Below are 20,259 nucleotides of genomic sequence, written 5' to 3'. Positions count from 1 at the left end.
TCTAAAATCCTTATTTAATCTTATCCTTGACACTTGCGATAATAGTGTTAAATGTCTGTATGTCATTCATCGCCATATCAGCAAGAATCTTCCTATCAAGGTCAATATTGGCAAGTTTCAAAGCGTGGATAAAGCGAGAATAGCTTATCCCATTCATCTTACAAGCCGCATTAATACGCGTAATCCATAGCTTTCTAAAATCACGCTTTTTTTGCTTCCTATCACGGAAAGCATAGCACATACTGCGTTCTAGTTGCTCTTTTGCCTTTCTAAAATGTTTGCGGCGTCCGCTGTAAAAGCCTCGCGCAAGTTTTAGAATCTTTTTATGTCTTCTTCTTCGGACAACGCCTGTTTTTACTCTCATTTTTTCTCCTTTACCTTTTTAGGTGTAAGCTTTTTTGCTTCTCTTTCCCATAATGCTTGGCATAGTGGGGAGTTTAGATTCTTAAGCCATACAAAGCAGACTTTTTACAGAATCAACATTTGTGCTGTGAACATATTTTGGTGCATTCAAATTTGCCTTACGCTTATGCGATTTCTTTGTTAAGATATGGCTTTTAAACGCACTTCCGCGTTTAATGGCATTTTTCTTTAGCTTAAAGCGTTTGGCTGCACCGCGATTTGTTTTCATCTTTGGCATTATCTCTCTCCTTTCATAAGATTAATGTTTGTCTTTTTTCTTTGGCACATAAAGCACATTCAAATATTTGCCCTCAAGCTTTGGTTCTTTTTCAGCAATAGCAATATCTTCAAGCATTGCTGCGACTTTGTGAAGCGTATCCATACCCGCTTGTGGGATACTTAGCTCTCGTTGTTTGAGAAATACCTTAAACTTCACGTGCTTACCAGATTCTAAAAATTCAATGGCGTGTTTGACTTTGTAGTTAATATCATTTTGTGCAATTTGCGTTGAAAGCTTTATCTCTTTAATCTCAATTTGCTTTTGCTTTTTGCGTGCTTCTTTTTGTTTTTTTTCAGCCTGATAGCGGAACTTGCCATAGTCCATAATCTTACACACCGGCGGCTTGGCATTGGGCGAAATCAGCACAAGATCAAGTCCGGCTTGATTGGCTAGATTCAAAGCTTCTTTGGAGGAGATAATCCCATACACCTCTCCATTATCGCCTACACAACGCACTTCTTTAAAATTTATCTCTTCATTGAGTAATGTTTCTTCTCTGCTCAAAAGCGAACCTCTCCTATTTTTGTTTTTAGTGTCGTAATAAATTCAGCTTGAGAAAGCTCATATTGAGCCTTCTCTCGCCTATCGCGGATTGCTAGAATCTTGCTTTCCACTTCCTTTGCTCCAATCACCACAATCAGCGGAGCTTTTTGTTTTTCTGCAAGTCTAATTTTTTTATTAAGACTTTCATTTTTGTCCATAATCTCCGCATATCCACCTATCTTAATAATCTCATCACGCAACTCCCTTGCATAGTCTAGCTGTGCGTCCCCTATAGGGATAAGTATCACTTGTGTAGGGGCTATAAAGAGTGGAAACTCACCGGCAAAATGCTCTGTCAAAATTGCCACAAAGCGTTCAAACGAGCCAAGAATCGCACGATGTATCATAACAGGCTGCACTTGAGCGTTATTCTCATCTGTGTAGCTAAGATTAAAGCGTTCAGGGAGATTCATATCTACTTGAATCGTCCCACACTGCCATTTGCGTTTGAGTGCATCTGTAATTTTTATATCAATCTTTGGTCCATAAAATGCCCCACCGCCCTCATCAATTTGATAGGCGATTTTATTTTCTTCCAAAGCATTTTTAAGCGCATTTGTAGCCGATTCCCATACTTCATCGCTGCCGATGGACTTCTCCGGGCGTGTGGATAGCTCCATTTCATACGCAAAATTAAAGGCGTCTAAAATGCTTTTGGTAAAGCTTATGATGTGATTGACTTCATCTTTAATTTGGTTTGTTTGGCAGAAAATATGCGCATCATCTTGGGTAAATTCTCTCACGCGCAAAAGTCCGTGTAAAACACCGCTTTTCTCGTGTCTATGGACGATTCCATATTCATAAAAACGCAACGGCAACTCTCTATAACTTCGCGGCGAGCTTTGATAGACTTTGATATGCCCTACGCAATTCATAGGCTTAATGCCATATTCCTGCTCATCAATGGTTGTAAAATACATATTTTCTTTATAGTTATCATAATGTCCGCTTTTTTTCCACACATCACTTTTGAGAATCTCAGGTCCCCTTACAGGCTCATAACCCCTTTCATTTAAGGCGATAGTGAGCAATCGCTCAAGATTCTGCCGCAGTCTCGCACCTTTGGGTAGCCAAATGGGTAGCCCTGCACCTATGTCTTCATAAAAGGTAAAAAGTCCCATTTCCTGCCCAAGTTTGCGATGGTCTCGCTTTTTGGCTTCTTCAATGGCAAAAAGATAATCTTTGAGCGATTGTTTATCGGCAAAGGCAATGCCATAAATGCGGATAAGCATTTGAGCCTTTTCATCTCCACCAAGGTAAGCCCCAGCGATTTTAGTGAGCTTAAAATGCTGTAAAAGTTTTGTATTTGGCAAATGCGGTCCGCGACATAAATCTTCAAAATCCCCTTGTGCATAAACACTTAGCTTATCATCAGGGATTTTACTCATCACGGCTTGTTTGAGTTCATCATTGGCAAACTTTGCTTCTGCATCTTTGCGTGAAAGTGTGGATTTTGTGATGGGGTAGGCTTTTTTAGCAATCTCTAGCATTTTAGATTCAATACTTGGCAGGTCCTCTTCACTGATTTTAGAATCTACTTTAAAATCATAGTAAAAGCCCTCATTTACTACAGGTCCCACAAAAAACTTCGCCTCTGGATAGAGTGATTTAATCGCTTGAGCCATAAGGTGTGCACAAGAGTGGCGGATAATTTCTAAAGATTCAGGAGAGTTATCAAAATATATATTTTCCCCATTGATATGTAGCTCACTTGCGGTGCAGAGATCATAAATATTTTGATTATGTTTAATGCCTATAACTTCACTCATTTTTATACTTTCATTACCTCTTCTTCTTTGTGTTTTACCATATCATCGCATTTTTTGACAAACTCATCAGTATATTTTTGAATCTCATCAAGCCCCTTTTTACCCTCATCTTCGGTGATGCTCTTATCCTTTTCAAGCTTTTTAATGCCATTGTTAGAATCTTGGCGGATATTGCGGATAGCTACCTTTGCCTTTTCTCCCATCGATTTGGCTTGTTTGGCAATTTCCTTGCGTTGCTCCTGTGTCATCGGGGGGAAAAAGAGTTTCACACATTCGCTATCGCTATTTGGATTTACACCAATGTTTGCCTCTTGAATGGCCTTTTCAATATCTTTAAGCAATGGCTTTTCCCAAGGTGTGATAATGATAGTTGTAGCATCTTGAGCAATGACAGAACCTACTTGATTAAGCGGTGTGAGTGTGCCATAGTAATCTATACGAATATTATCTAAAATGCTAATGCTCACCTTCCCACTACGCAATGTGCTAAAGTCCCTGCGGAGAGATTCTATGGTCTTCTCCATATGGGACTTGGCGTTGTTATAAATATCATTTAACATAACTTATTCCTTTGGTTGATTGTTTTGGCTTGAATCTAAAGGTGCTGCAAGTGGTGCAGTGGGGGCGGCATTTTCATCAACAATGAAAGCATTTGGATTTGCAGGTGTATCCGCTGCTTGTGGTGCGGCGGGTGTTTGTGTGCTAGGCAGAGAATCAAGGATACTTTTCTCCGCTTGTTTATTGTATGAGTAGCTAAGGGCAATTGTGTTAAGAACGAAAAGCAGTCCCAAAAACATTGTAAATTTCGCTAAAAATCCAGCAGGACCTTTGGCACCAAATACAGATTCATTACTTCCGCTATATGCTCCAAGTCCTATGCTTGAGCTTTTTTGCAAAAGCACCATAATGGTGATAAATATAGCCAATACAATTTGCACGACAAAAAGGGTAGTTGTCATCTAAAACTCCAAAGATTTAAAAATTAAGTTAAAATTAAGTTGGAACAAATATTGAAAACAAATGGTGGATTATAGCAAAAAATCCTTAAACAAAGTCAAAGGCTTAATGAAAATGTAACAAATTTGAGAATATGACAAACTATGCAAGGAGTATAAAAACATTTGTTAAATTAAAAGTTTGTTGTGTAGGCGAAATTTGTTTGCAGATTCTAAAATTAAGTGCTGCTAAGCCTTTCAATTCAGTGCAGAATCTGCACTTCGCATTCTAGCTGAATACCGCTTTGCTCAAAAACACGCTTTTTGGCAAGCTCTATAAGGGAGATGGCGTCTTCAAAACTTGCCTTGCCTTTATTGACGAGAAAATTGGCGTGTTGCTCACTAAAAGCAATATCATTTATCCTATATCCTTTGAGTTCCGCAGATTCTAAAAGTCGCCCTGCATAATCGCCTTTTGGGTTTTTAAAGCAACTTCCGCAACTTGGCTCTTTTGGGTGGTGCTTCCGCAAGGCATTGCATTGCGTATGAAGAGCTGTGTCAAAGCCTATTTTTTTATAGAATCTTGCTGCTAAGATGATGCCTGTAATGCCACTATCGCGGTAATTCATAGGAAATGTGCTGACATCGTGCCACTCTCCATTGACATTGATGGAATGCAGGATTGATTTTATCTCATATTGTTTCATACCCGCATTCATTTTGACTAAGCCTCCAAGGCTTCCGGGCAGGGCTTGGAGAAACTCTAAGCCACCGAGATTATGAGATTTAAAATAGCTAAAGATTCTCCCAGAGGGGTATGCCCCACCAATTTCAATATATTCCCCACAATCAGTGATATATGAAAATGTTTTATCAAGTAGGGCGAGATTTGTAGCCTTTGGAGAAACAAGTAGGTTGTTTGCTTTGCCGATAACTTGCATATGCTGAGAGAGTGCGAGTTTAGAATCTTGTGGCGTTTGGATAAGATTTACTTCAATGGGAGCGCCAATTTTTAGGCTAGAATAGGTGGAAAAGTCAATAATTTTTGTCTGCATTAGCTTAAAAATTACATTCTTAGAAATTAATGCTAGAAATCATCGTAAAAAGCATACGCGTATAATCGGTAATCATATTAATCATCCACGGCATTGCAAAGATAATCACAGCCACAACGGCAAGAATCTTTGGCACGAAAGTGAGTGTCATCTCATTGATTTGTGTTGTTGCCTGAAAGATACTGATAAGTAGCCCCACAATAAGCCCAGCCAAAAGCATAGGGAGTGATAGAATCAAAGTAAGCTTGTAGGTTTGAATAGCTAGAGCCATAAGTTGAGCTTCCATAAAAATCCTTTGCCTAGTGATTAAAAGTTAAAGTTGGCAGGAAGGCGAGAGAATCGAACTCCCCAAGGATTAGACACCTAACCCTTCAGTGGGTTTGAAGCCCACGACGCCCACCAGAGACGCTTGCCCTCCATTTAGAATCTAAGACTTTGCCTTAGATTCTAAAACTTTAGTGGCTACAACCACAGCCTCCACCGCCGTGGCTATGTCCGCCACCACCACAGCAGCCACCTCCTCCGTGTCCGCCACCGCTTCCACAACCACAGCCTCCACCAACACCACCTTGGAGAACTTCCGCTTCCGTTGCTTCACGCACATCAAGGATTGTTACATCAAAGCTAAGGGTTTTGCCAGCAAGTGGGTGATTGTAATCAATCATAACAGCTTTGTCGTTAAAATCTTTTACAATCACTTGCACGGTTTGCCCATCTTCACTTTGTCCAAAAAGTGTCATTCCAGCTTTTAGGTCGATGCCTTCAAATTGCTCGCGTGGAACTTCGTGGATAAAATCACTATTGTAGATTCCATAAGCATCTTCTGGTTTGATTGTGGCTTTAATATTTTCGCCAACTTTTGCACCCATAAGGGCATTTTCAAGTCCGCTTATCACCTGTCCAGAGCCAACGAGAAACTCTAGTGGAGAGCCTCCCTTATTTGAATCAAGTAGAGCATTATCCTCTTGATTGAATACTTCGTATTCTATGCTAACAACTTTATTTTGTGCAATCATTTTTTATCCTTTTTTTCTTTAAGTTTTTTTGCATTTTGGGCTTCCTTGCTCGTAGGGTAGTTACTTATCAAGGAATCCAAAAACTTATTATAGTTTTTTGTATCTTTGATAGCGTTGAAAGATTGAGCAGTATGGAGTAAAAGTGTAGGCATATATTTTGCCTTATCATTTGCTAAGGCACTCTGCTTGTAGTGATAGATGGCATCATTGTAAGCTTTGCTAGTAAAGGCAATCTCACCAAGATAAAAGTGATTATCTGCTTTTTTGTATTCAAGGCTAAGTAGCCATTCAAACCGAGCTTTTGCAGAATCGTATTTTGTTTTTGTGAATAAGTCTTTGGCTTGAGTAAATATCTCTGCCTTTTTAGTTTTATCTTTTGTGAAAGAAGTTGATGTTTTAGAATCTGCATTGGCGTTATTTGTTTGGTTTGGCTGGTTGCTAAGTTTTTTAAGTTCGTTGAGAATAGTTTGATTTAGGGTTTTTAGGCTTGTGTTAAGTTCTTCAATTTGTGTTTTAAGTAAGGTAATATTTTGGGTGTTTGTATCAACCTGTTGCTGAAGTTTTTTGTATAACTCGGCTTGTGTTTTTAACTCTTCAAGATCTTTTGATTGTTGGGTTGTTTGAATAAGCTGTTGTTGAATCTTTGAGCTTTGAGATTCGTGGAGACTTGAGATTCCTTCTTGGGCTTGTTGGATAGTCTCTACTTTTTGTTGAAGTTTTGTAACGACACCCTGCAGAGCCTTTAGATCATTTTTTGTCGCACCGCTTTGCTTTTCAAAAGCGGAAGGCTCGGCGAGACAAAAAAAGGGGAAAAGAAGCAAAAAAGAATAAAGCTTTTTCAATTTCTAGTCCCTAAGTTACATTATTTAGCGAGTTTGAACTCAACGCGTCTATTTTCTTGGTTGCACTCCGGTGTATCTCCACTTGTGCAAGCTGGTTTGCTTTCACCATAGCTTACAGTTTTGATTTGAGAAGCACTAACACCACGAGTTGTAAGAGCATTTTTTACTGCATTTGCTCTTTTTGTGCCAAGGGCGTAGTTGTAAGCATCTGATCCATAAGAATCTGTATGTCCTTCAAGCACGACTTTAGCGCCTGTAGATTTAAGTGCAGCCGCACCCTTTTCTAATCCATCTTCCATATCTTGGCGGATATCGTATTTGTCAAAATCAAACAAAACTTTCGCATATCCAGCAGCTGTATCTGCTGCTAAATCTACAAAGTTATCTTGACCAGAACTTGCAGCCGTGCCTGATCCGGTATCTGCAGCTTCAGGCTCTGAACAGCCAACCGACATAAGAGCAGTTAGAACGCCTATTGCAATGTATTTTTTCATTTTGTCTCCTTTGAAAATGGTATCTCCTGATTGTATTTTGTAAAAGTAAATAGATAACACTTTTACCAGTCAAAAGCCTGAATCTTCATCTTGCTAAGTGGAAAAAAGTAATTAGCATTATAATCTACACGGATAATTCCTAACGCACTTTGATTTTTGTAATGCTTAAGATACATAATGCTTCCACCATCGCTTGAGTATTTTGGCATTTGATTTTTGCCATTTGCGGTTAAGCGGCGGATATAGTTTGATCCCGGAGCTAGAGAGATAAGGTAGAGATTAAAGGTATTTCCACCAAATTCATTGTTTGTCTCGCGGCTTGTATAGACAGCATATTTGCCATTTGAGGTAATGGCACTATTGTTTCTTCCGTGTAGCACGACTTGTTCTGTGCCACCGCCATCAAGTCGCATCATAAAGATATTTGGATAGCCAAGTCTATCGGATACAAAGATGATTTCCTTTTCATCATTAACAAATTTCCCATCAACATCAATACCTGAATAGTTTGTCAGCCTACGCAAATTTTTGCTTTTGGTGTTAAAAATATATAAATCAGAAAGTGCGGTAGGAGAAAGGCTAAGGATAAGATTCTCGCCATTTTTGCTAACATCAGATACGATGGCAACCCCCTCACTGCCTACAAGCTGTTCAATTTGCCCTGTGGCAAGGTTGTGTTTAACAATAGTTGGCACTTCAAGATATTTTGTATAATAAATGCTTTCCTGCTTTGAATCTGCCCATTTTGGGAAAATATTTAGCCCACCTTTGACAACGACTTTTTGATAAGTCAAAGTATAATCACAGATGAGAATCTCACTACTACCAGAGCCAACATAGCGAGATAGAACAACTAAGCGTTGCATCCACTGAATGCTAGGGGCTTTGATATATGAGTTTATGTCAATTGTCATATTGTGAGCCAAAAAAGGAAAGCGTTTTATGTCGTTTTCAGTATAGGTTTTAGTGAATATATGCTTTGAAGTGTTGATGTCATAAAGAGAGAGAGTAGCTGTTAGTGTGGAGGATTTGGCAACTTTAATTTGTGCAAGTAAATCCACTTTTTTCTCTGCATAGTCTGCGTAATTTATGTCATTAGACTTATTGACACCGCCATCATCAGCCTGAAAATGTCCGCTTACTTTAAGGTCTGCCACAAGCATTTTAAGTACTTTTGTGCCAAAATCTGCATTTTCAGAATCTAGCTTTTCTACCATAATGTAGGGAATCTTATTGCCATTTTTGACTATTTCTAATGTCGCATCAACGGCAAAAAGCTTCAAGCTAAGTAATAATATTAAACCAATAAATCTCATAGGACTCCTTTAATTTTTAAAAGTAGTAGCGATCTCTTTTGAACCTTTTGGGTGTGGAGGGAAACGCATTTGTTTGCATTCCTCTAGCATTGCTTTTAGAGAATCATCAAAGGCTACATTGCCTGAGTATTTTACAATGTTATAGCTAAAATCTCCATTGTTTGCTATGCGAATATAGACTAATGCTTGCATTTTTTCTTCAATGGAAAAAGTTTTTTGCCATTGCTGGAGCATAATTTTTTCAATCTGGGCATACCACTCATCATATTCCCCATCATTTTGGCTTGTGTCTGTGCTGATAGTGAGATTGCTTAGGCTGTTTAATTTGTTTTGTAGCTCTTGGGCGGAGGATTGCAATTCTTTGAGCTTGTCTTTGGTATTTTGCTCTAGCTTCTCTCTATTATCGCCAATGGGCGAGTTTTGGCTGGGTATATCACTATCTATTTTGCTAAACATATCTTTTATGCCAGAGCCAGCAAGCGGGTTATTTGTGCTTGAATCTTGTTTATTTGGAGCGGGTGTTGGCTTATCATCAATGATGGCTTCAACGCTAATGGCATTAAGTGCTAGGGTAGATTCTAGCAAAGATGAATAATGTGTGGGCTTTTGGTAAAAAAAAGTAAAAACTAGGGCGATAAGAAGCAGACAATAGATACAAAATGAGATAATACCGCTTGTGATAAATAAAAGGGCGTTGTTCATTTTAGCTACTGGTTACAAGAGATACTTTTAAGAAGCCAGATTCTTTTGCAACTTTTAGGATATAGATAATGTCTTCATATTTGAGATTCTTATCAGCACGGATAAAAATGCTCGTGTCTTTATCAAAGTTTTTACTAAAAAGCACAAAACTATCAGCAAAGTTTTTAAATTCATAGGTTTTATCGCGGATATGGATTTTTCTATCCGAGCTTACACGGATTTCAATTATAGAATCTTTGGCAATTTTCTTTGACTTTGAGCCTTTAGGGAGTGTAATGTCTTCTTGGTAGGTGATAGTAGGGGTGCTTACCATAAGGATTGCCAAAAGCACAAGCATAATATCAACAAGGGGTGTGATGTTGAGTTCAGGCTTTTCTTCCCAATCAAATTCGCTAAGATTCATTTGGCTTACTTATTTGCAAGGATAAGGTCTATTTGCATTTGAATGCAAGTGATGATGTGATATGCTTTGCGTTTGAGAAGCAAATGAAAAGAGTAGGCAGGAATGGCAACAAGAATCCCAGCCGCAGTAGCTACAAGTGCCTTTGAAATAACAGGTGCGATAACATCAAAAGACACATTGCCCCCACCCAACACGCTAAAAGTTTCAAGAATCTCAACCACCGTGCCAAATAGCCCTATAAATGGTGCGGTTGAAGCAATAATGCTTAAAAATACCAACGAAGCAGTCGCCCTTTGTGTGGCTTTAAGTTTCCACACTTGTAAAATCTCTTTTGAGATACGCCCTTCACTTTTTTCAAGCAGTGCTGTAATAAAGCTATTTTTTGGAATCAAAATGCTTTTGGCTATCAGCATATCAAGATGATATTTTTCAGTTGAAAGCCAATCGCCTAGCGTAAAATTCTTATAAAAATATATCCAAAGTGTTAAAAGAAAATATATTGAGAGCCACAAAAGCACAATAATCGTCGTTATCGTGCTTTCTGCGAAGAAGGTTTTGAGAAAATCCATAGGTTAGATTCTGCTCTTTGCCGCATTTTCTATGCGAGAGACCACCGCTCCAATGAGTGCATTATCTGTCGTAGCTTCAGTGAGAAGAGTTCTGGCATTATCAAGTGCTGAAGCGATTTCGGATTCAGCACTTCCACCGATAGCAACTGCACCATCAGCTATGATTTTAACATCAGCAGAAGACACTTTAGCATATCCCCAATTAATAGCGACAAGCTCCCTATTACCCTGTGTATTTTCAAACTCAATCACACCAACTTTAAGAAGGGAAAGAATGTTGCAATGCCCAGGATAAACGCCGAATTCCCCTTCGCTCCCGGGCATAATGACATATTTCACTTCGCCATTATAAATACTTCCATAAGGAGTAACAATACTTAATGTAAGATGCTCCATATTCTCTCCTAACTATGCACTTTTAAGTTTTTGTGCTTTTTCCAATGCTTCTTGGATATTGCCCACCATATAAAACGCATTTTCAGGAATATCATCATATTTGCCTTCAAGTATTCCCTTGAAGCCCTCTAGCGTCTCTTCAAGTGTTACATATTTGCCCGGACTGCCTGTGAATATTTCAGCAACAAAGAAAGGTTGAGAAAGAAATTTTTCAATTTTTCTTGCCCTATCAACAATCTGCTTATCTTCTTCTGAAAGCTCATCCATTCCCAAAATAGCAATAATATCCTGCAAGTCTTTATATTTTTGTAGCACTTGCTGAATCCCAGTAGCTACCTTGTAATGTTCCTCTCCAACAACTTGCGGATCAAGGATTCTAGAGGTAGAATCAAGTGGATCAACAGCCGGATAAATGCCCTTTTCAGAAATCTTTCTATTAAGCACCGTTGTAGCATCAAGGTGAGAGAAAACAGACGCAGGAGCTGGGTCAGTTAAGTCGTCAGCAGGAACATACACAGCTTGAACTGATGTGATAGAACCTTTTTTGGTTGATGTGATTCTTTCTTGCAATTTACCCATTTCTCCTGCAAGTGTTGGCTGATAACCAACCGCAGATGGAATCCGTCCAAGCAACGCAGACATTTCAGATCCAGATTGCGCGTAGCGGAAAATATTATCAATAAACATTAGCACATCAAGCCCTTTTTCATCACGGAAATATTCCGCCATAGTCAAACCTGTAAAGGCAATACGATTTCTAGCACCCGGTGGCTCATTCATTTGCCCATAGCAGAGTGCAACCTTATCTAAAACACCACCTTCTTTCATTTCATTATAAAGGTCATTGCCCTCTCTTGTCCGCTCACCAACGCCCGCAAACACAGAATAGCCACTATGTTTGTAAGCAACATTATGAATAAGCTCCATAATAACAACGGTCTTGCCAACTCCAGCACCACCAAATAATCCAACTTTTCCACCTTTAGAGTAAGGAGCAAGTAAATCAACAACTTTGATACCTGTTTCAAACATTTCTGTTCTTGTGCTTTGATTCTCAAAGCTTGGTGCTTCTCGGTGAATCGCCCATTTAAGATCGGTAGCAAGTGGCTCACCACCATCAATCACATCGCCTGTAACATTAAATATTCTCCCTAGCACTGCTTCGCCAACAGGCACTTCAATCATTTTGCCACGAGCTTTTACTTCCTGCCCACGAGTCAAACCTTCTGTCATATCCATAGCAATTGTGCGGACACGATTATCGCCAAGATGTGCAGCAACCTCTAGCACAAGTCTGTTTTCTCTGCCTTCAACATCAAATATAACATCAATGGCTTCATTAATCATCGGTAGATAAGATTCAAATTCCACATCTACCACGGGACCCATTACTTGCGTAATTTTACCTTGCATTTGTTCTCCTTTTTATAAGTTTATTTTATTGCTTCTGCACCAGCATTAATCTCAACAAGCTCTGTTGTGATTGCTTCTTGCCGTGCTTTGTTGAGTGAAATGGTAAGACTTTTTACCAAATCCCCAGCATTGTTTGTCGCCGCGTCCATAGCTTGGATTCTCGCACTATGTTCTGCTGCTAATGAATCTACTAAAGCATAATACATATTGTATTGAATGTATTTTTTAGCAAGTTCATCAAGGATAGCATCTTCTTCATCTTCTGGTTCAATATTAAGAATAGAAGCCTGTGAATCTTGTTCTATATTGATTGTAAGCGGAAGGATAGCACGAGTTTCTAGCTCTTGAGAAATCATATTTTTAAACCCATTATGGATGATGATGACTTCATCTGTCGCACCATTGAGAAAATCTTCCACAACACTATCAATAAATTCCGCTGCTTTTTCAAAGGTAGGCATAGCACTTAGCCCAACAACCTTATCAAGCACCTCAATATCATTGAAAGCAAAAAATGATATGCCCTTTTTACCGATGCCTCTTAGGCGGACCTTGATATTTTTTTGCTTGTAGCTTTCCATAAGACGAACAACTTCCTTAATAGTTGTCGTGTTAAAGCCACCACACAAACCCTTATCGGCTGTGATGAAAATAATATCAAGCTTTTTAATCTCTCTGTCTTTAGATTTGACAAAAAAGCGACTATTAATGCTATCAAGCCCCCTTAAACGGATTTTTTTCACAACATCATCAAACATTGCGTTAAGCTGATTGGCATACACCTTTGAGCGTCTCGCTAACTCTTCGGCTTTTTTGAGCTTGGAGCTAGAGACAAGCTTCATTGCTTTTGTTGTCTTTTGTGTGTTCTTGACACTCGTTATCTGTTTTCGTATCTCTTTAAGGTTGCCACCCATAATAGCTCCTTATTACGCCCCAAAGCTCATTTTAAACTCTTCAAAGGCTTTGCTTAGCTCAGCTTCAATATCTTTATCTAACGCCTTTTTCACGCTGATCTCTTCAAATATTTTTGGATATTTCGCTTCAAGAAATGGATAAAGTTCAGATTCAAATGCCACAACTCTATTAGCTGGAATATTATCTAAAAAGCCATTAGCCCCAGCATAAATAATAATTACCTGCTTTTCAATAGCCAAAGGAGAATAAGGTGGTTGTTTTAGAATCTCAACCATCCTTTGTCCTCTTTCAAGCTGTTTGCGACTTGATTCATCAAGGTCTGAAGCAAATTGCGAAAATGCTTGAAGCTCTCTATATTGTGCCAAATCAAGACGCAATGTCCCGGCTACTTGTTTGGTTGCCTTAATCTGTGCTGCTCCACCAACACGCGATACGGATAAGCCCACATTAATAGCTGGACGAATACCGGAGTTAAACAAATCTGTCTCAAGGAATATTTGCCCATCTGTGATTGATATAACATTAGTTGGAATGTAAGCGGCAACATCTCCCGCTTGTGTTTCAATGATTGGCAACGCTGTAAGTGAGCCTGCACCCAAATCATCATTAAGCTTCGCAGCTCGTTCAAGCAAACGAGAGTGGAGATAGAACACATCACCCGGGAATGCTTCACGCCCCGGAGGTCTTCTCAAAATAAGAGACATTTCTCGGTACGCCACAGCGTGCTTACTCAAATCATCGTAAATGATAAGTGCGTGTCGTGCGTTATCTCTAAAATACTCGCCAATAGTTACACCTGTATAAGGTGCTAGGAACTGCATTGCCGCAGAAAAAGATGCTGGAGCATTAACAACGATTGTGTATTCCATAGCCCCGTGTTCTTCAAGCTTTCTTACAACTTGTGCAACCGTAGATTCTTTTTGTCCCACGGCGACATAGATACATACAACATCTTGACCTTTTTGATTGATAATCGTATCCACAGCAACGGTTGTTTTACCTGTTTGTCTATCGCCGATAATAAGCTCTCTTTGCCCTCTACCGATTGGCACGAGTGCGTCAATGGCTTTGATACCGGTTTGAAGCGGTTGATGAACTGATTTTCTAGCCATAATGCCCGGTGCTTTTTCTTCTACAAAGCGATATTCACTCGCCTCAATCGCTCCCTTACCATCAATGGGTTCTCCAAGCGTATTAATAACGCGTCCAACCACAGCATCGCCAACAGGCACTTTCATAAGTTTCTTTAGTCTTTTGACAGGGGTCCCTTCTTTGATTGTGCGTCCAGAGCCAAGCACAACCACACCCACACTACTTTCTTCAAGATTGAAAGCAATTCCAGTGTCGCCTGTGTCAAACTCCACCATTTCATAATACATTACATTATTTAGCCCATATACCTTTGCCACACCATCAGCATAGGCTATAACTTTACCTGTCTCGCTAATATCAATATTAATATTGAAGTTCTCAATTCTTTCTTTGATGATTGAGCTGATTTCTTCTGACTTAATTTTTGTTGCCACTTTGTTTCTCCTTATGTTAATTTAAAGTGCTTTGAGAATATGATTTTTTAAATCACTGCTAAAGCGATCTTTGGAAAAAGATACCTCAATACCTAAATCTTCAACGCTTAGTTTAATACCATCTGTTCCACTTAGCTCCTGCTTGATACTAAGCTTGACACCAAGTTTTTTGGCTAGGGAATCTTGAATCTTTTCAAGTGTTTTGGTATCAAGCTCATCTTTGCTGATAAGCACCGCTGCATACTCTTTCTTACGCGCAAGCAGACGCTTTTCAAGCTCATTGCTGATATAGGGGATAAGTAAGATTCTATCTGTTTGAGCGATGAGACGGAAGAAGTTTTGAATCTTCGTATCAACATTTTTAAGAGAATCTAACAAAAACTCCTCTTTTTGTGTTTTGCTCAAAAATGGGGAGGCGATAATATCGGCGACCTTTTTACTTTTTAAGACAGCTGAAAAAGCCTTAAGAATGCTAAGAGACTCATCTAAATCACAGCCAGAATCCATAAGAGCTTGAGTATATTTCTTGGAAATAATATTGAGCATTACGAAATCCTTTTTGTAATAATATTCACATAATCTTCTTTGTTGAGCTGCAGATTCTGACTTTTAGTCAGCTCATTAAGGAGATTTTCAACACTTTGTTGCACGGCTTTTCTGTGTTCAAATTCAATATTTGCCTCAAGCGAATGCTTTAATATTTCAATGTCTCTCTTGATTTGTTCATCATATTTTTGACGAATGAGATATTCCTCCTGTTTGGCAGCACTAACAATTTCCTTAGCCCTTTCTTTGCTCTCTTCTAAGCGTTTTTGTGCGTTTTCTCTTTCTTGCTTGGCTTTATGAAGATTGTCTTGGACTTCTTGCAAACGCGTGGCAATCGCATTTTTCCTTGTTGTAAAAATACCTTTAATAGAGTCAAAAGCGAAATACCACAAAATTGCCAAAAAGATAACAAAGTTAATAACACGCGGGATAAAATCACTCTCTTCGATACTCGCCGAAGCTAGGAGAAAAGAGGGAAAAGCTACAAACAATGCACAACACAAAATCTTTCTCATCATATCCTCCTAAATTTGCTTAAGCTTTGAATCTAAAGCGAGTTTAAACACTGGAAGCTGTTCTAGCAATTCCGCGTAAAGCTGTGCCTGTTGCTCCTGCAATGCTTGTTTAGATTCAGCTAATTTCTTTTCATTCTCTGCTTTTTTGGCATTAATCTTTTCTTCATAAGTAGCCTTTGCTTCTTTTGTGGCTACTTCTAGGATTTGAGCAGCTTCTTTTCTCGCATTTGATAGGATTTGAGTAATCTCTTCATCAATGCGTTGGATATCGCCTTTATGACTTTGTGTGCTTGACAAGTCTCGTTCAATAGACGCATCACGATTGCCTATAAAGGTCATCATTGGTTTAAAAAGCCATTGATTAAGTAGGTAAATAAGAAGGATAAAAGTAACAAAAACGAGCAACATTAAATATGGATTAAGAGTAATGCTCATCTGAACTCCTTGTGGTAAAAATTACATCAAAAACTTCAAGCATTCTAACAAGTTAAAATATATTAAACCTTAAAGAATGTATTATTTTACTATTTTTTTTAACAATGTGGTAATTTCTGCATCACTTTTGAAATCTATGCTTAGTTTTGTTGCATTGATACTGCTTTGAATTCCAAGTGATGATAGCTCCATTCTAAGTTCTTCTAGCAAGGATATATCAAGGTTTTTAGCCTGCCCTTTTGGCTTTGCTTTGCTGATAGAATCTTTGGCTGTGGAATCCTGCCCATTTTTAAGCTTTTTAATCAGTGTTTCGGTATCACGCACGCTTAGTCTTTGCCCTATGATAGAATCTGCTACAAGTTTTTGTTCGGATTCACTCAGTGTAACAAGCATTTTAGCGTGTCCTTGCGTGATTTTCTCTTCACCTAGCATAGTCTTAACTTCATCACAGAGCTGCAATAAACGCAGGGTATTTGTGATTTGCGTCCTTGATTTGTTAATGCGTTTTGAAAGCTCTTCGTGTGTAATATCATACTCTTCAAGCAACTCTTGATAGGATAGTGCCAATTCAATGGCGTTAAGCTCTTCGCGTTGGATATTTTCAATGATAGCAAGCTCACGCATTTTCTTTTGCTCAATTTCAGCTACAATTGCTCTTATATTGCTTAGCCCAGCGAGTTTTGATGCACGCAGTCTCCGCTCTCCAGCAATAAGGACATAATCACCATCGCCATTATCATACACGACTACAGGTTGCAACAAGCCGTGTTCTTTTATAGATTCTGAAAGCTCCTGAAGAGCTTCTTGGTTGAATGTTTTTCTAGGCTGGTAGGGATTTGGCTTAATAATATCAATATCAAGATCTAAGACGAGCGATGAGTTATCGCTAAGATTCTGCTCATAGGCTTCAGCCGTTTCGGCTAATATCGCCCCTAAGCCCCTGCCTATTGCTAACTTTTTTTTAGCCATTGTTCTTACGCTCCTTGTAAGATAGCGCGTGCAAGATTTTCATATGCCATACTTCCATTAGATCGTGCATCATAAAGCATAATAGGTTGGGCAAAGCTAGGCGACTCGGCGAGTTTAACGCTACGAGGGATAATGACAAACTCATCATTATTTTTGAAAAGCTCCTTGCTGAAATGCTCTTTTAGCTCATCAAAAACCTGCCTTGAAAGATTATGCTGCCCTGAATACATTGTGGGTAAAAAGCCCTTAATAGTGAGCTTTGGATTAATCGTGTCTTTTAAAAGCTTAATCGTGCTAAGTAGCTGTGATAAGCCCTCAAGTGCGAAAAACTCGCACTGAATTGGCACGATTACAGAATCTGCTGCTGCTAAGGCATTCACAGTGAGTGAGCCAAGAGCAGGTGGAGAATCTATAACGATAAAATCATATTGATCTTTGACCTCTTCAATTTTTTTGCTTAAAAGTAGCTCACGACCTTTTATGCTATTTTTGCTATAAAATTCCTTTTCAATTCCCGCTAACCCGATGTTTGAGGGGGCAAGATCAAGATTTGGAATCTCTGTCTTAAGAATAATTTTAGAAAGCTTCTTAGATCCGGTAAGGACGTGATAAATATCAGATTCTATCTTGTTGCGTCTAAAGCCAAAGCTTGTTGTAGCATTTGCTTGTGGATCATAGTCAATCACAAGCACCTTTCTTCCAGCATTTGCGAGAAAGGCAGCAAGATTTACAGCCGTTGTCGTTTTGCCAACCCCGCCTTTTTGATTTGCTATAGTAAGGACTTCACACATAGTATCTCCTTTATCGTAAGCTATAAATTCTTTCTCCACTCACACTCAAAGAGCCATCATTATTCAATATGGCATCTTTTAAAGCAAGGCGTTGGTTGCGAAAATGAAAAGAGAAAGAATTATTTTTGTGAAATTCTAGCTTATAAATACTAAAAATCTGCTTCCACGATGTAAAATTTACAAAGCTTTCAAAAAAATCATTCAAAAATCCCTGTGGCGTGAGATTTTGGCTTATGTGAGATTCTAAAGTGGTGTAGTCTTGGGAGATGAGGTTTATTCCTATACCACACACAATGCTATTCCGCACTTTTTGGGTAAGAATCCCGCCAATTTTTTGCCTATCTATATACAAATCATTTGGGTATTTGAGCCAGACTTGCGAGCCTAGGGAGCGTAAAAACTGCTGCATAATCACGCCAAAAAAAATGGAGCTAGATTCTATTTTTAAATCATTTGGAAGCATTTTAGTCTCTAAAGCAAAGGAAAACATTAGGCTAGATTCTACATTATTCCACTGATTACCCCTGCTGCCAATGCCCTGTGTTTGCGTTCTTGCGTGGATACAAAAGGGGCTATGTAAAGTGCCATTTTTGATAGAATCTAGTGCGTATTGTTGCGTTGAAGGCAGTGTATCAAAATGATACATTTGAGCCTTGAGCTTTTGGAGTGTGTGAGAATCTAGCATAATATATCGCCGATTTTAAGCCGTTTGCCATTGATATAAAGCGGAGCTTGGATTTTAGCCTTGCCCTCTTGCTGTAAAAAGCCAATACGCAAACTCCCCATTAAGCAGCCAACTATAATAGATTGAGAATCTATGCTTAGAATCTCGCCTTGTTTGTGGGTTTGCGTGGATTCCACCAAATGTAAATCAAAAAGCTTCAGTGTGTAGCCACTCTCGCTTTGGATAAAGATATGGGGCCACTCACAATAGGCTAAATACGCATAATACACACTCTTAGCATTTTCTAGCTCTACTTTGCCAAAAGATTTTACAATCTTCCCACAATAGCTTGAATCTAAGTCATATTGCTTAAGGGGTTTAATTTCATTAAAATGCTTGAGTGTATGTATGGCGAGTTTTGCCCCAAGGTGGGAAAGCTGCTCGCATAAAAGAGTGAAGTTTTGCCCCGTGTTAGCAAGGTAAGAAAAGCCTAGAATCTCCCCACTATCAAGCTGTAGATTCATTTTCATAGCCGTTATGCCAAAAAATTTGGGTTGGGTTAAAAGCATTTGCTGAATTGGGCTAGCCCCTCGCCATTGCGGCAGAAGCGAGGCGTGGATATTTACACAAGGGGCAATGTCTAAAAACGCCTGTGGCAGAATCTTCCCATACGCCACGACTAAAATCATATCAGGTTTTAAATCACGGATAGATTCTATAAAGGTAGAATCTATACTGCTAGGTTGCAGGATTTGTATATGTTTTAGGTTTTTTTGGATAATCATCTCTTTGGTGTGCGGGGCTTTTAGCTCCCCTTTGCGTCCAAAGGGCTTATCGGGCTGGCAGATAAGGGCTAGGATTTCAAAACTAGAATCTTCAAGCAGGGGCGCAAAAATCGCACTCGCAAAGCTTGGCGTCCCAGCAAGGATAACTCTCATTTTACACCTTTTGCTTGAGTGATTTGGGGGTGTCTAATTCTTGTAGTCCTTTAGAATCTACAGGGCGAAACAGTGTGCCAGAATCTTGAGTGTTATGTAAAAGGAAGTTTTTTAGTACATCAAGCTTTCTTCCGTGGCTTAGGAACATCATACAATGGCGTTGCAGTAAAAAGTCCGCTGCCATAAGCTTGGTAACAATCCCGCCGGTGGCAAAGCTACTATGTGGCGTATGGGATTGATTTAACGCATTTTGGGGGATTGTATGCACTTGAGAGAGAAGCTTGGCAGTAGAATCTGTATGTGGATTCTTATCAAAATAGCCATCAATATCGCTTAGAATGGCTAAAAGTTTCGCTCCAAAATAATACGCCGCGTGTGCGCTTAGCCTGTCATTATCGCCAAAGATAATCTCGCTTGTGGCAATGGCGTCATTTTCATTAATAATAGGCAGGGCATTGTTGGCTAAAAGTGCGTCAATGGTATTTCTCGCAAAGGCGGTGCTTTTACGAGAATCAAAGTCGTGTCCGGCTAAGAGAATTTGAGCGGTTGGAATGTCAAATTGAGCAAAAGCCTTGCGGTAAGATTCCATAAGCAAGGGCTGCCCGATACTTGCAAGGGCTTGTTTATTTTGCAATGTGCTTTTATCAAGCTGCACTCGCGTATAGCCACTTGCTACCGCCCCAGAGCTTACTAAAATCACATCAAAGCGGATTTTAATCTCGCTAATGAGTTTTGCTAAGGCATTAATCTGCCCTTCATCAATCATCTCGCCATTACAGAGATTTGAGCTACCTATTTTTATAACGATTCTTGGTTTATGCATAA

27 protein-coding genes and 1 tRNA gene are annotated in these 20,259 nt (G+C 39.2%); all 28 read right to left on the bottom strand.

What is annotated here, in order from left to right; all coding sequences use genetic code 11:
• Positions 1-10: 10 nt before the first annotated feature.
• Positions 11-364, bottom strand: a complete 354-nt coding sequence (gene rplT / locus LS74_RS03840) for a 50S ribosomal protein L20 (RefSeq protein WP_034585560.1) — start codon at positions 362-364, stop codon at positions 11-13.
• Positions 365-445: 81 nt separating this feature from the next.
• Positions 446-640, bottom strand: coding sequence for a 50S ribosomal protein L35 (rpmI, locus tag LS74_RS03835; RefSeq protein WP_014666543.1), 195 nt, complete (start codon positions 638-640; stop codon positions 446-448).
• A gap of 21 nt (positions 641-661) precedes the next feature.
• Positions 662-1,186: a translation initiation factor IF-3 gene (gene infC / locus LS74_RS03830; RefSeq protein ID WP_034585563.1), complete on the bottom strand. Its 525-nt coding sequence runs from the start codon at positions 1,184-1,186 to the stop codon at positions 662-664.
• Entirely contained in the window at positions 1,183-2,994 is a 1,812-nt protein-coding gene (gene thrS, locus LS74_RS03825; protein ID WP_034585566.1) for a threonine--tRNA ligase, read from the bottom strand. Before thrS ends, infC begins: the two co-directional genes overlap by 4 nt.
• A gap of 2 nt (positions 2,995-2,996) precedes the next feature.
• On the bottom strand, positions 2,997-3,554 hold the full coding sequence (gene frr / locus LS74_RS03820) for a ribosome recycling factor (RefSeq protein ID WP_034585568.1): 558 nt from the start codon (positions 3,552-3,554) through the stop codon (positions 2,997-2,999).
• Between the two features lie 3 nt (positions 3,555-3,557).
• Entirely contained in the window at positions 3,558-3,953 is a 396-nt protein-coding gene (gene secG, locus LS74_RS03815) for a preprotein translocase subunit SecG (RefSeq protein ID WP_034585571.1), read from the bottom strand.
• Positions 3,954-4,192: 239 nt separating this feature from the next.
• Positions 4,193-4,984 carry a UDP-N-acetylmuramate dehydrogenase gene (locus tag LS74_RS03810; RefSeq protein WP_034585575.1) on the bottom strand — a complete coding sequence of 264 codons (792 nt, stop codon included), beginning with the start codon at positions 4,982-4,984 and terminating at the stop codon, positions 4,193-4,195.
• A 19-nt stretch (positions 4,985-5,003) separates the two neighbouring features.
• Positions 5,004-5,270, bottom strand: a complete 267-nt coding sequence (fliQ, locus tag LS74_RS03805; RefSeq protein ID WP_002957507.1) for a flagellar biosynthesis protein FliQ — start codon at positions 5,268-5,270, stop codon at positions 5,004-5,006.
• A gap of 34 nt (positions 5,271-5,304) precedes the next feature.
• A tRNA-Sec gene (locus tag LS74_RS10830) sits at positions 5,305-5,403 on the bottom strand.
• Between the two features lie 36 nt (positions 5,404-5,439).
• A complete protein-coding gene (locus tag LS74_RS03800) occupies positions 5,440-6,000 on the bottom strand; it encodes an FKBP-type peptidyl-prolyl cis-trans isomerase (RefSeq protein ID WP_034585578.1) in 561 nt (186 codons plus the stop codon).
• Positions 5,997-6,842 carry a tetratricopeptide repeat protein gene (locus LS74_RS03795; RefSeq protein WP_034585581.1) on the bottom strand — a complete coding sequence of 282 codons (846 nt, stop codon included), beginning with the start codon at positions 6,840-6,842 and terminating at the stop codon, positions 5,997-5,999. Before LS74_RS03795 ends, LS74_RS03800 begins: the two co-directional genes overlap by 4 nt.
• Before the next feature lie 20 nt (positions 6,843-6,862).
• A complete protein-coding gene (locus LS74_RS03790) occupies positions 6,863-7,336 on the bottom strand; it encodes an OmpA family protein (RefSeq protein WP_034585584.1) in 474 nt (157 codons plus the stop codon).
• Positions 7,337-7,398: 62 nt separating this feature from the next.
• Positions 7,399-8,652: a Tol-Pal system protein TolB gene (gene tolB / locus LS74_RS03785; RefSeq protein ID WP_034585586.1), complete on the bottom strand. Its 1,254-nt coding sequence runs from the start codon at positions 8,650-8,652 to the stop codon at positions 7,399-7,401.
• A gap of 9 nt (positions 8,653-8,661) precedes the next feature.
• Positions 8,662-9,354, bottom strand: coding sequence for an energy transducer TonB (locus LS74_RS03780; protein WP_034585589.1), 693 nt, complete (start codon positions 9,352-9,354; stop codon positions 8,662-8,664).
• Between the two features lies 1 nt (position 9,355).
• Complete coding sequence (locus LS74_RS03775) at positions 9,356-9,757, bottom strand: ExbD/TolR family protein (protein ID WP_034585592.1); 402 nt, start codon at positions 9,755-9,757, stop codon at positions 9,356-9,358.
• Positions 9,758-9,762: 5 nt separating this feature from the next.
• On the bottom strand, positions 9,763-10,326 hold the full coding sequence (locus LS74_RS03770) for a MotA/TolQ/ExbB proton channel family protein (RefSeq protein ID WP_002957514.1): 564 nt from the start codon (positions 10,324-10,326) through the stop codon (positions 9,763-9,765).
• 3 nt (positions 10,327-10,329) lie between these two features.
• On the bottom strand, positions 10,330-10,722 hold the full coding sequence (gene atpC / locus LS74_RS03765) for an ATP synthase F1 subunit epsilon (protein WP_138128829.1): 393 nt from the start codon (positions 10,720-10,722) through the stop codon (positions 10,330-10,332).
• A gap of 12 nt (positions 10,723-10,734) precedes the next feature.
• Positions 10,735-12,135 (bottom strand): F0F1 ATP synthase subunit beta, encoded by a 1,401-nt coding sequence (atpD, locus tag LS74_RS03760; protein ID WP_034586569.1) that lies wholly within the window; start codon positions 12,133-12,135, stop codon positions 10,735-10,737.
• Positions 12,136-12,155: 20 nt separating this feature from the next.
• The gene (atpG, locus tag LS74_RS03755) at positions 12,156-13,049 is read right to left on the bottom strand and encodes an ATP synthase F1 subunit gamma (RefSeq protein ID WP_034586566.1); all 894 of its coding nucleotides are present in this window, start codon (positions 13,047-13,049) and stop codon (positions 12,156-12,158) included.
• A gap of 12 nt (positions 13,050-13,061) precedes the next feature.
• On the bottom strand, positions 13,062-14,576 hold the full coding sequence (gene atpA, locus LS74_RS03750; protein ID WP_034586563.1) for a F0F1 ATP synthase subunit alpha: 1,515 nt from the start codon (positions 14,574-14,576) through the stop codon (positions 13,062-13,064).
• A gap of 21 nt (positions 14,577-14,597) precedes the next feature.
• Positions 14,598-15,122: a F0F1 ATP synthase subunit delta gene (locus LS74_RS03745; protein WP_034586560.1), complete on the bottom strand. Its 525-nt coding sequence runs from the start codon at positions 15,120-15,122 to the stop codon at positions 14,598-14,600.
• A complete protein-coding gene (locus LS74_RS03740; protein WP_034586557.1) occupies positions 15,122-15,637 on the bottom strand; it encodes a F0F1 ATP synthase subunit B in 516 nt (171 codons plus the stop codon). The genes LS74_RS03745 and LS74_RS03740 overlap by 1 nt, the downstream gene beginning before the upstream one ends.
• 9 nt (positions 15,638-15,646) lie before the next feature.
• Positions 15,647-16,072 (bottom strand): FoF1 ATP synthase subunit B', encoded by a 426-nt coding sequence (locus LS74_RS03735; protein ID WP_034586555.1) that lies wholly within the window; start codon positions 16,070-16,072, stop codon positions 15,647-15,649.
• A gap of 81 nt (positions 16,073-16,153) precedes the next feature.
• A complete protein-coding gene (locus LS74_RS03730) occupies positions 16,154-17,041 on the bottom strand; it encodes a ParB/RepB/Spo0J family partition protein (protein WP_034586552.1) in 888 nt (295 codons plus the stop codon).
• A gap of 5 nt (positions 17,042-17,046) precedes the next feature.
• Positions 17,047-17,832 (bottom strand): ParA family protein, encoded by a 786-nt coding sequence (locus LS74_RS03725; protein ID WP_034586549.1) that lies wholly within the window; start codon positions 17,830-17,832, stop codon positions 17,047-17,049.
• 10 nt (positions 17,833-17,842) lie between these two features.
• A complete protein-coding gene (locus LS74_RS03720; protein ID WP_034586546.1) occupies positions 17,843-18,517 on the bottom strand; it encodes a biotin--[acetyl-CoA-carboxylase] ligase in 675 nt (224 codons plus the stop codon).
• Complete coding sequence (locus tag LS74_RS03715; RefSeq protein ID WP_034586544.1) at positions 18,511-19,434, bottom strand: methionyl-tRNA formyltransferase; 924 nt, start codon at positions 19,432-19,434, stop codon at positions 18,511-18,513. Before LS74_RS03715 ends, LS74_RS03720 begins: the two co-directional genes overlap by 7 nt.
• A 1-nt stretch (position 19,435) precedes the next feature.
• On the bottom strand, positions 19,436-20,257 hold the full coding sequence (gene proB / locus LS74_RS03710) for a glutamate 5-kinase (protein WP_034586542.1): 822 nt from the start codon (positions 20,255-20,257) through the stop codon (positions 19,436-19,438).
• Between the last annotated feature and the right edge of the window lie 2 nt (positions 20,258-20,259).

This window comes from Helicobacter magdeburgensis (genome assembly GCF_000765825.2).
Taxonomy (GTDB): domain Bacteria; phylum Campylobacterota; class Campylobacteria; order Campylobacterales; family Helicobacteraceae; genus Helicobacter_C; species Helicobacter_C magdeburgensis.
The sequence above is the reverse complement of the archived record's forward strand: the minus strand, read 5'-3'. Positions and strand labels throughout refer to the sequence as shown.

What these genes read in the sequence shown, in the direction of transcription:
- LS74_RS03740 (WP_034586557.1), bottom strand. Translation starts at nt 15,637, where the DNA reads ATGAGAAAGATTTTGTGTTGTGCATTGTTTGTAGCTTTTCCCTCTTTT.
- LS74_RS03735 (WP_034586555.1), bottom strand. Translation starts at nt 16,072, where the DNA reads ATGAGCATTACTCTTAATCCATATTTAATGTTGCTCGTTTTTGTTACT.
- proB (WP_034586542.1), bottom strand. Translation starts at nt 20,257, where the DNA reads ATGCATAAACCAAGAATCGTTATAAAAATAGGTAGCTCAAATCTCTGT.
- tolB (WP_034585586.1), bottom strand. Translation starts at nt 8,652, where the DNA reads ATGAGATTTATTGGTTTAATATTATTACTTAGCTTGAAGCTTTTTGCC.
- rplT (WP_034585560.1), bottom strand. Translation starts at nt 364, where the DNA reads ATGAGAGTAAAAACAGGCGTTGTCCGAAGAAGAAGACATAAAAAGATT.
- LS74_RS03725 (WP_034586549.1), bottom strand. Translation starts at nt 17,832, where the DNA reads ATGTGTGAAGTCCTTACTATAGCAAATCAAAAAGGCGGGGTTGGCAAA.
- LS74_RS03770 (WP_002957514.1), bottom strand. Translation starts at nt 10,326, where the DNA reads ATGGATTTTCTCAAAACCTTCTTCGCAGAAAGCACGATAACGACGATT.
- LS74_RS03715 (WP_034586544.1), bottom strand. Translation starts at nt 19,434, where the DNA reads ATGAGAGTTATCCTTGCTGGGACGCCAAGCTTTGCGAGTGCGATTTTT.
- thrS (WP_034585566.1), bottom strand. Translation starts at nt 2,994, where the DNA reads ATGAGTGAAGTTATAGGCATTAAACATAATCAAAATATTTATGATCTC.
- LS74_RS03775 (WP_034585592.1), bottom strand. Translation starts at nt 9,757, where the DNA reads ATGAATCTTAGCGAATTTGATTGGGAAGAAAAGCCTGAACTCAACATC.
- secG (WP_034585571.1), bottom strand. Translation starts at nt 3,953, where the DNA reads ATGACAACTACCCTTTTTGTCGTGCAAATTGTATTGGCTATATTTATC.
- atpD (WP_034586569.1), bottom strand. Translation starts at nt 12,135, where the DNA reads ATGCAAGGTAAAATTACGCAAGTAATGGGTCCCGTGGTAGATGTGGAA.
- LS74_RS03780 (WP_034585589.1), bottom strand. Translation starts at nt 9,354, where the DNA reads ATGAACAACGCCCTTTTATTTATCACAAGCGGTATTATCTCATTTTGT.
- fliQ (WP_002957507.1), bottom strand. Translation starts at nt 5,270, where the DNA reads ATGGAAGCTCAACTTATGGCTCTAGCTATTCAAACCTACAAGCTTACT.
- LS74_RS03800 (WP_034585578.1), bottom strand. Translation starts at nt 6,000, where the DNA reads ATGATTGCACAAAATAAAGTTGTTAGCATAGAATACGAAGTATTCAAT.
- LS74_RS03810 (WP_034585575.1), bottom strand. Translation starts at nt 4,984, where the DNA reads ATGCAGACAAAAATTATTGACTTTTCCACCTATTCTAGCCTAAAAATT.
- LS74_RS03730 (WP_034586552.1), bottom strand. Translation starts at nt 17,041, where the DNA reads ATGGCTAAAAAAAAGTTAGCAATAGGCAGGGGCTTAGGGGCGATATTA.
- atpG (WP_034586566.1), bottom strand. Translation starts at nt 13,049, where the DNA reads ATGGGTGGCAACCTTAAAGAGATACGAAAACAGATAACGAGTGTCAAG.
- LS74_RS03790 (WP_034585584.1), bottom strand. Translation starts at nt 7,336, where the DNA reads ATGAAAAAATACATTGCAATAGGCGTTCTAACTGCTCTTATGTCGGTT.
- rpmI (WP_014666543.1), bottom strand. Translation starts at nt 640, where the DNA reads ATGCCAAAGATGAAAACAAATCGCGGTGCAGCCAAACGCTTTAAGCTA.
- LS74_RS03720 (WP_034586546.1), bottom strand. Translation starts at nt 18,517, where the DNA reads ATGCTAGATTCTCACACACTCCAAAAGCTCAAGGCTCAAATGTATCAT.
- LS74_RS03745 (WP_034586560.1), bottom strand. Translation starts at nt 15,122, where the DNA reads ATGCTCAATATTATTTCCAAGAAATATACTCAAGCTCTTATGGATTCT.
- atpC (WP_138128829.1), bottom strand. Translation starts at nt 10,722, where the DNA reads ATGGAGCATCTTACATTAAGTATTGTTACTCCTTATGGAAGTATTTAT.
- frr (WP_034585568.1), bottom strand. Translation starts at nt 3,554, where the DNA reads ATGTTAAATGATATTTATAACAACGCCAAGTCCCATATGGAGAAGACC.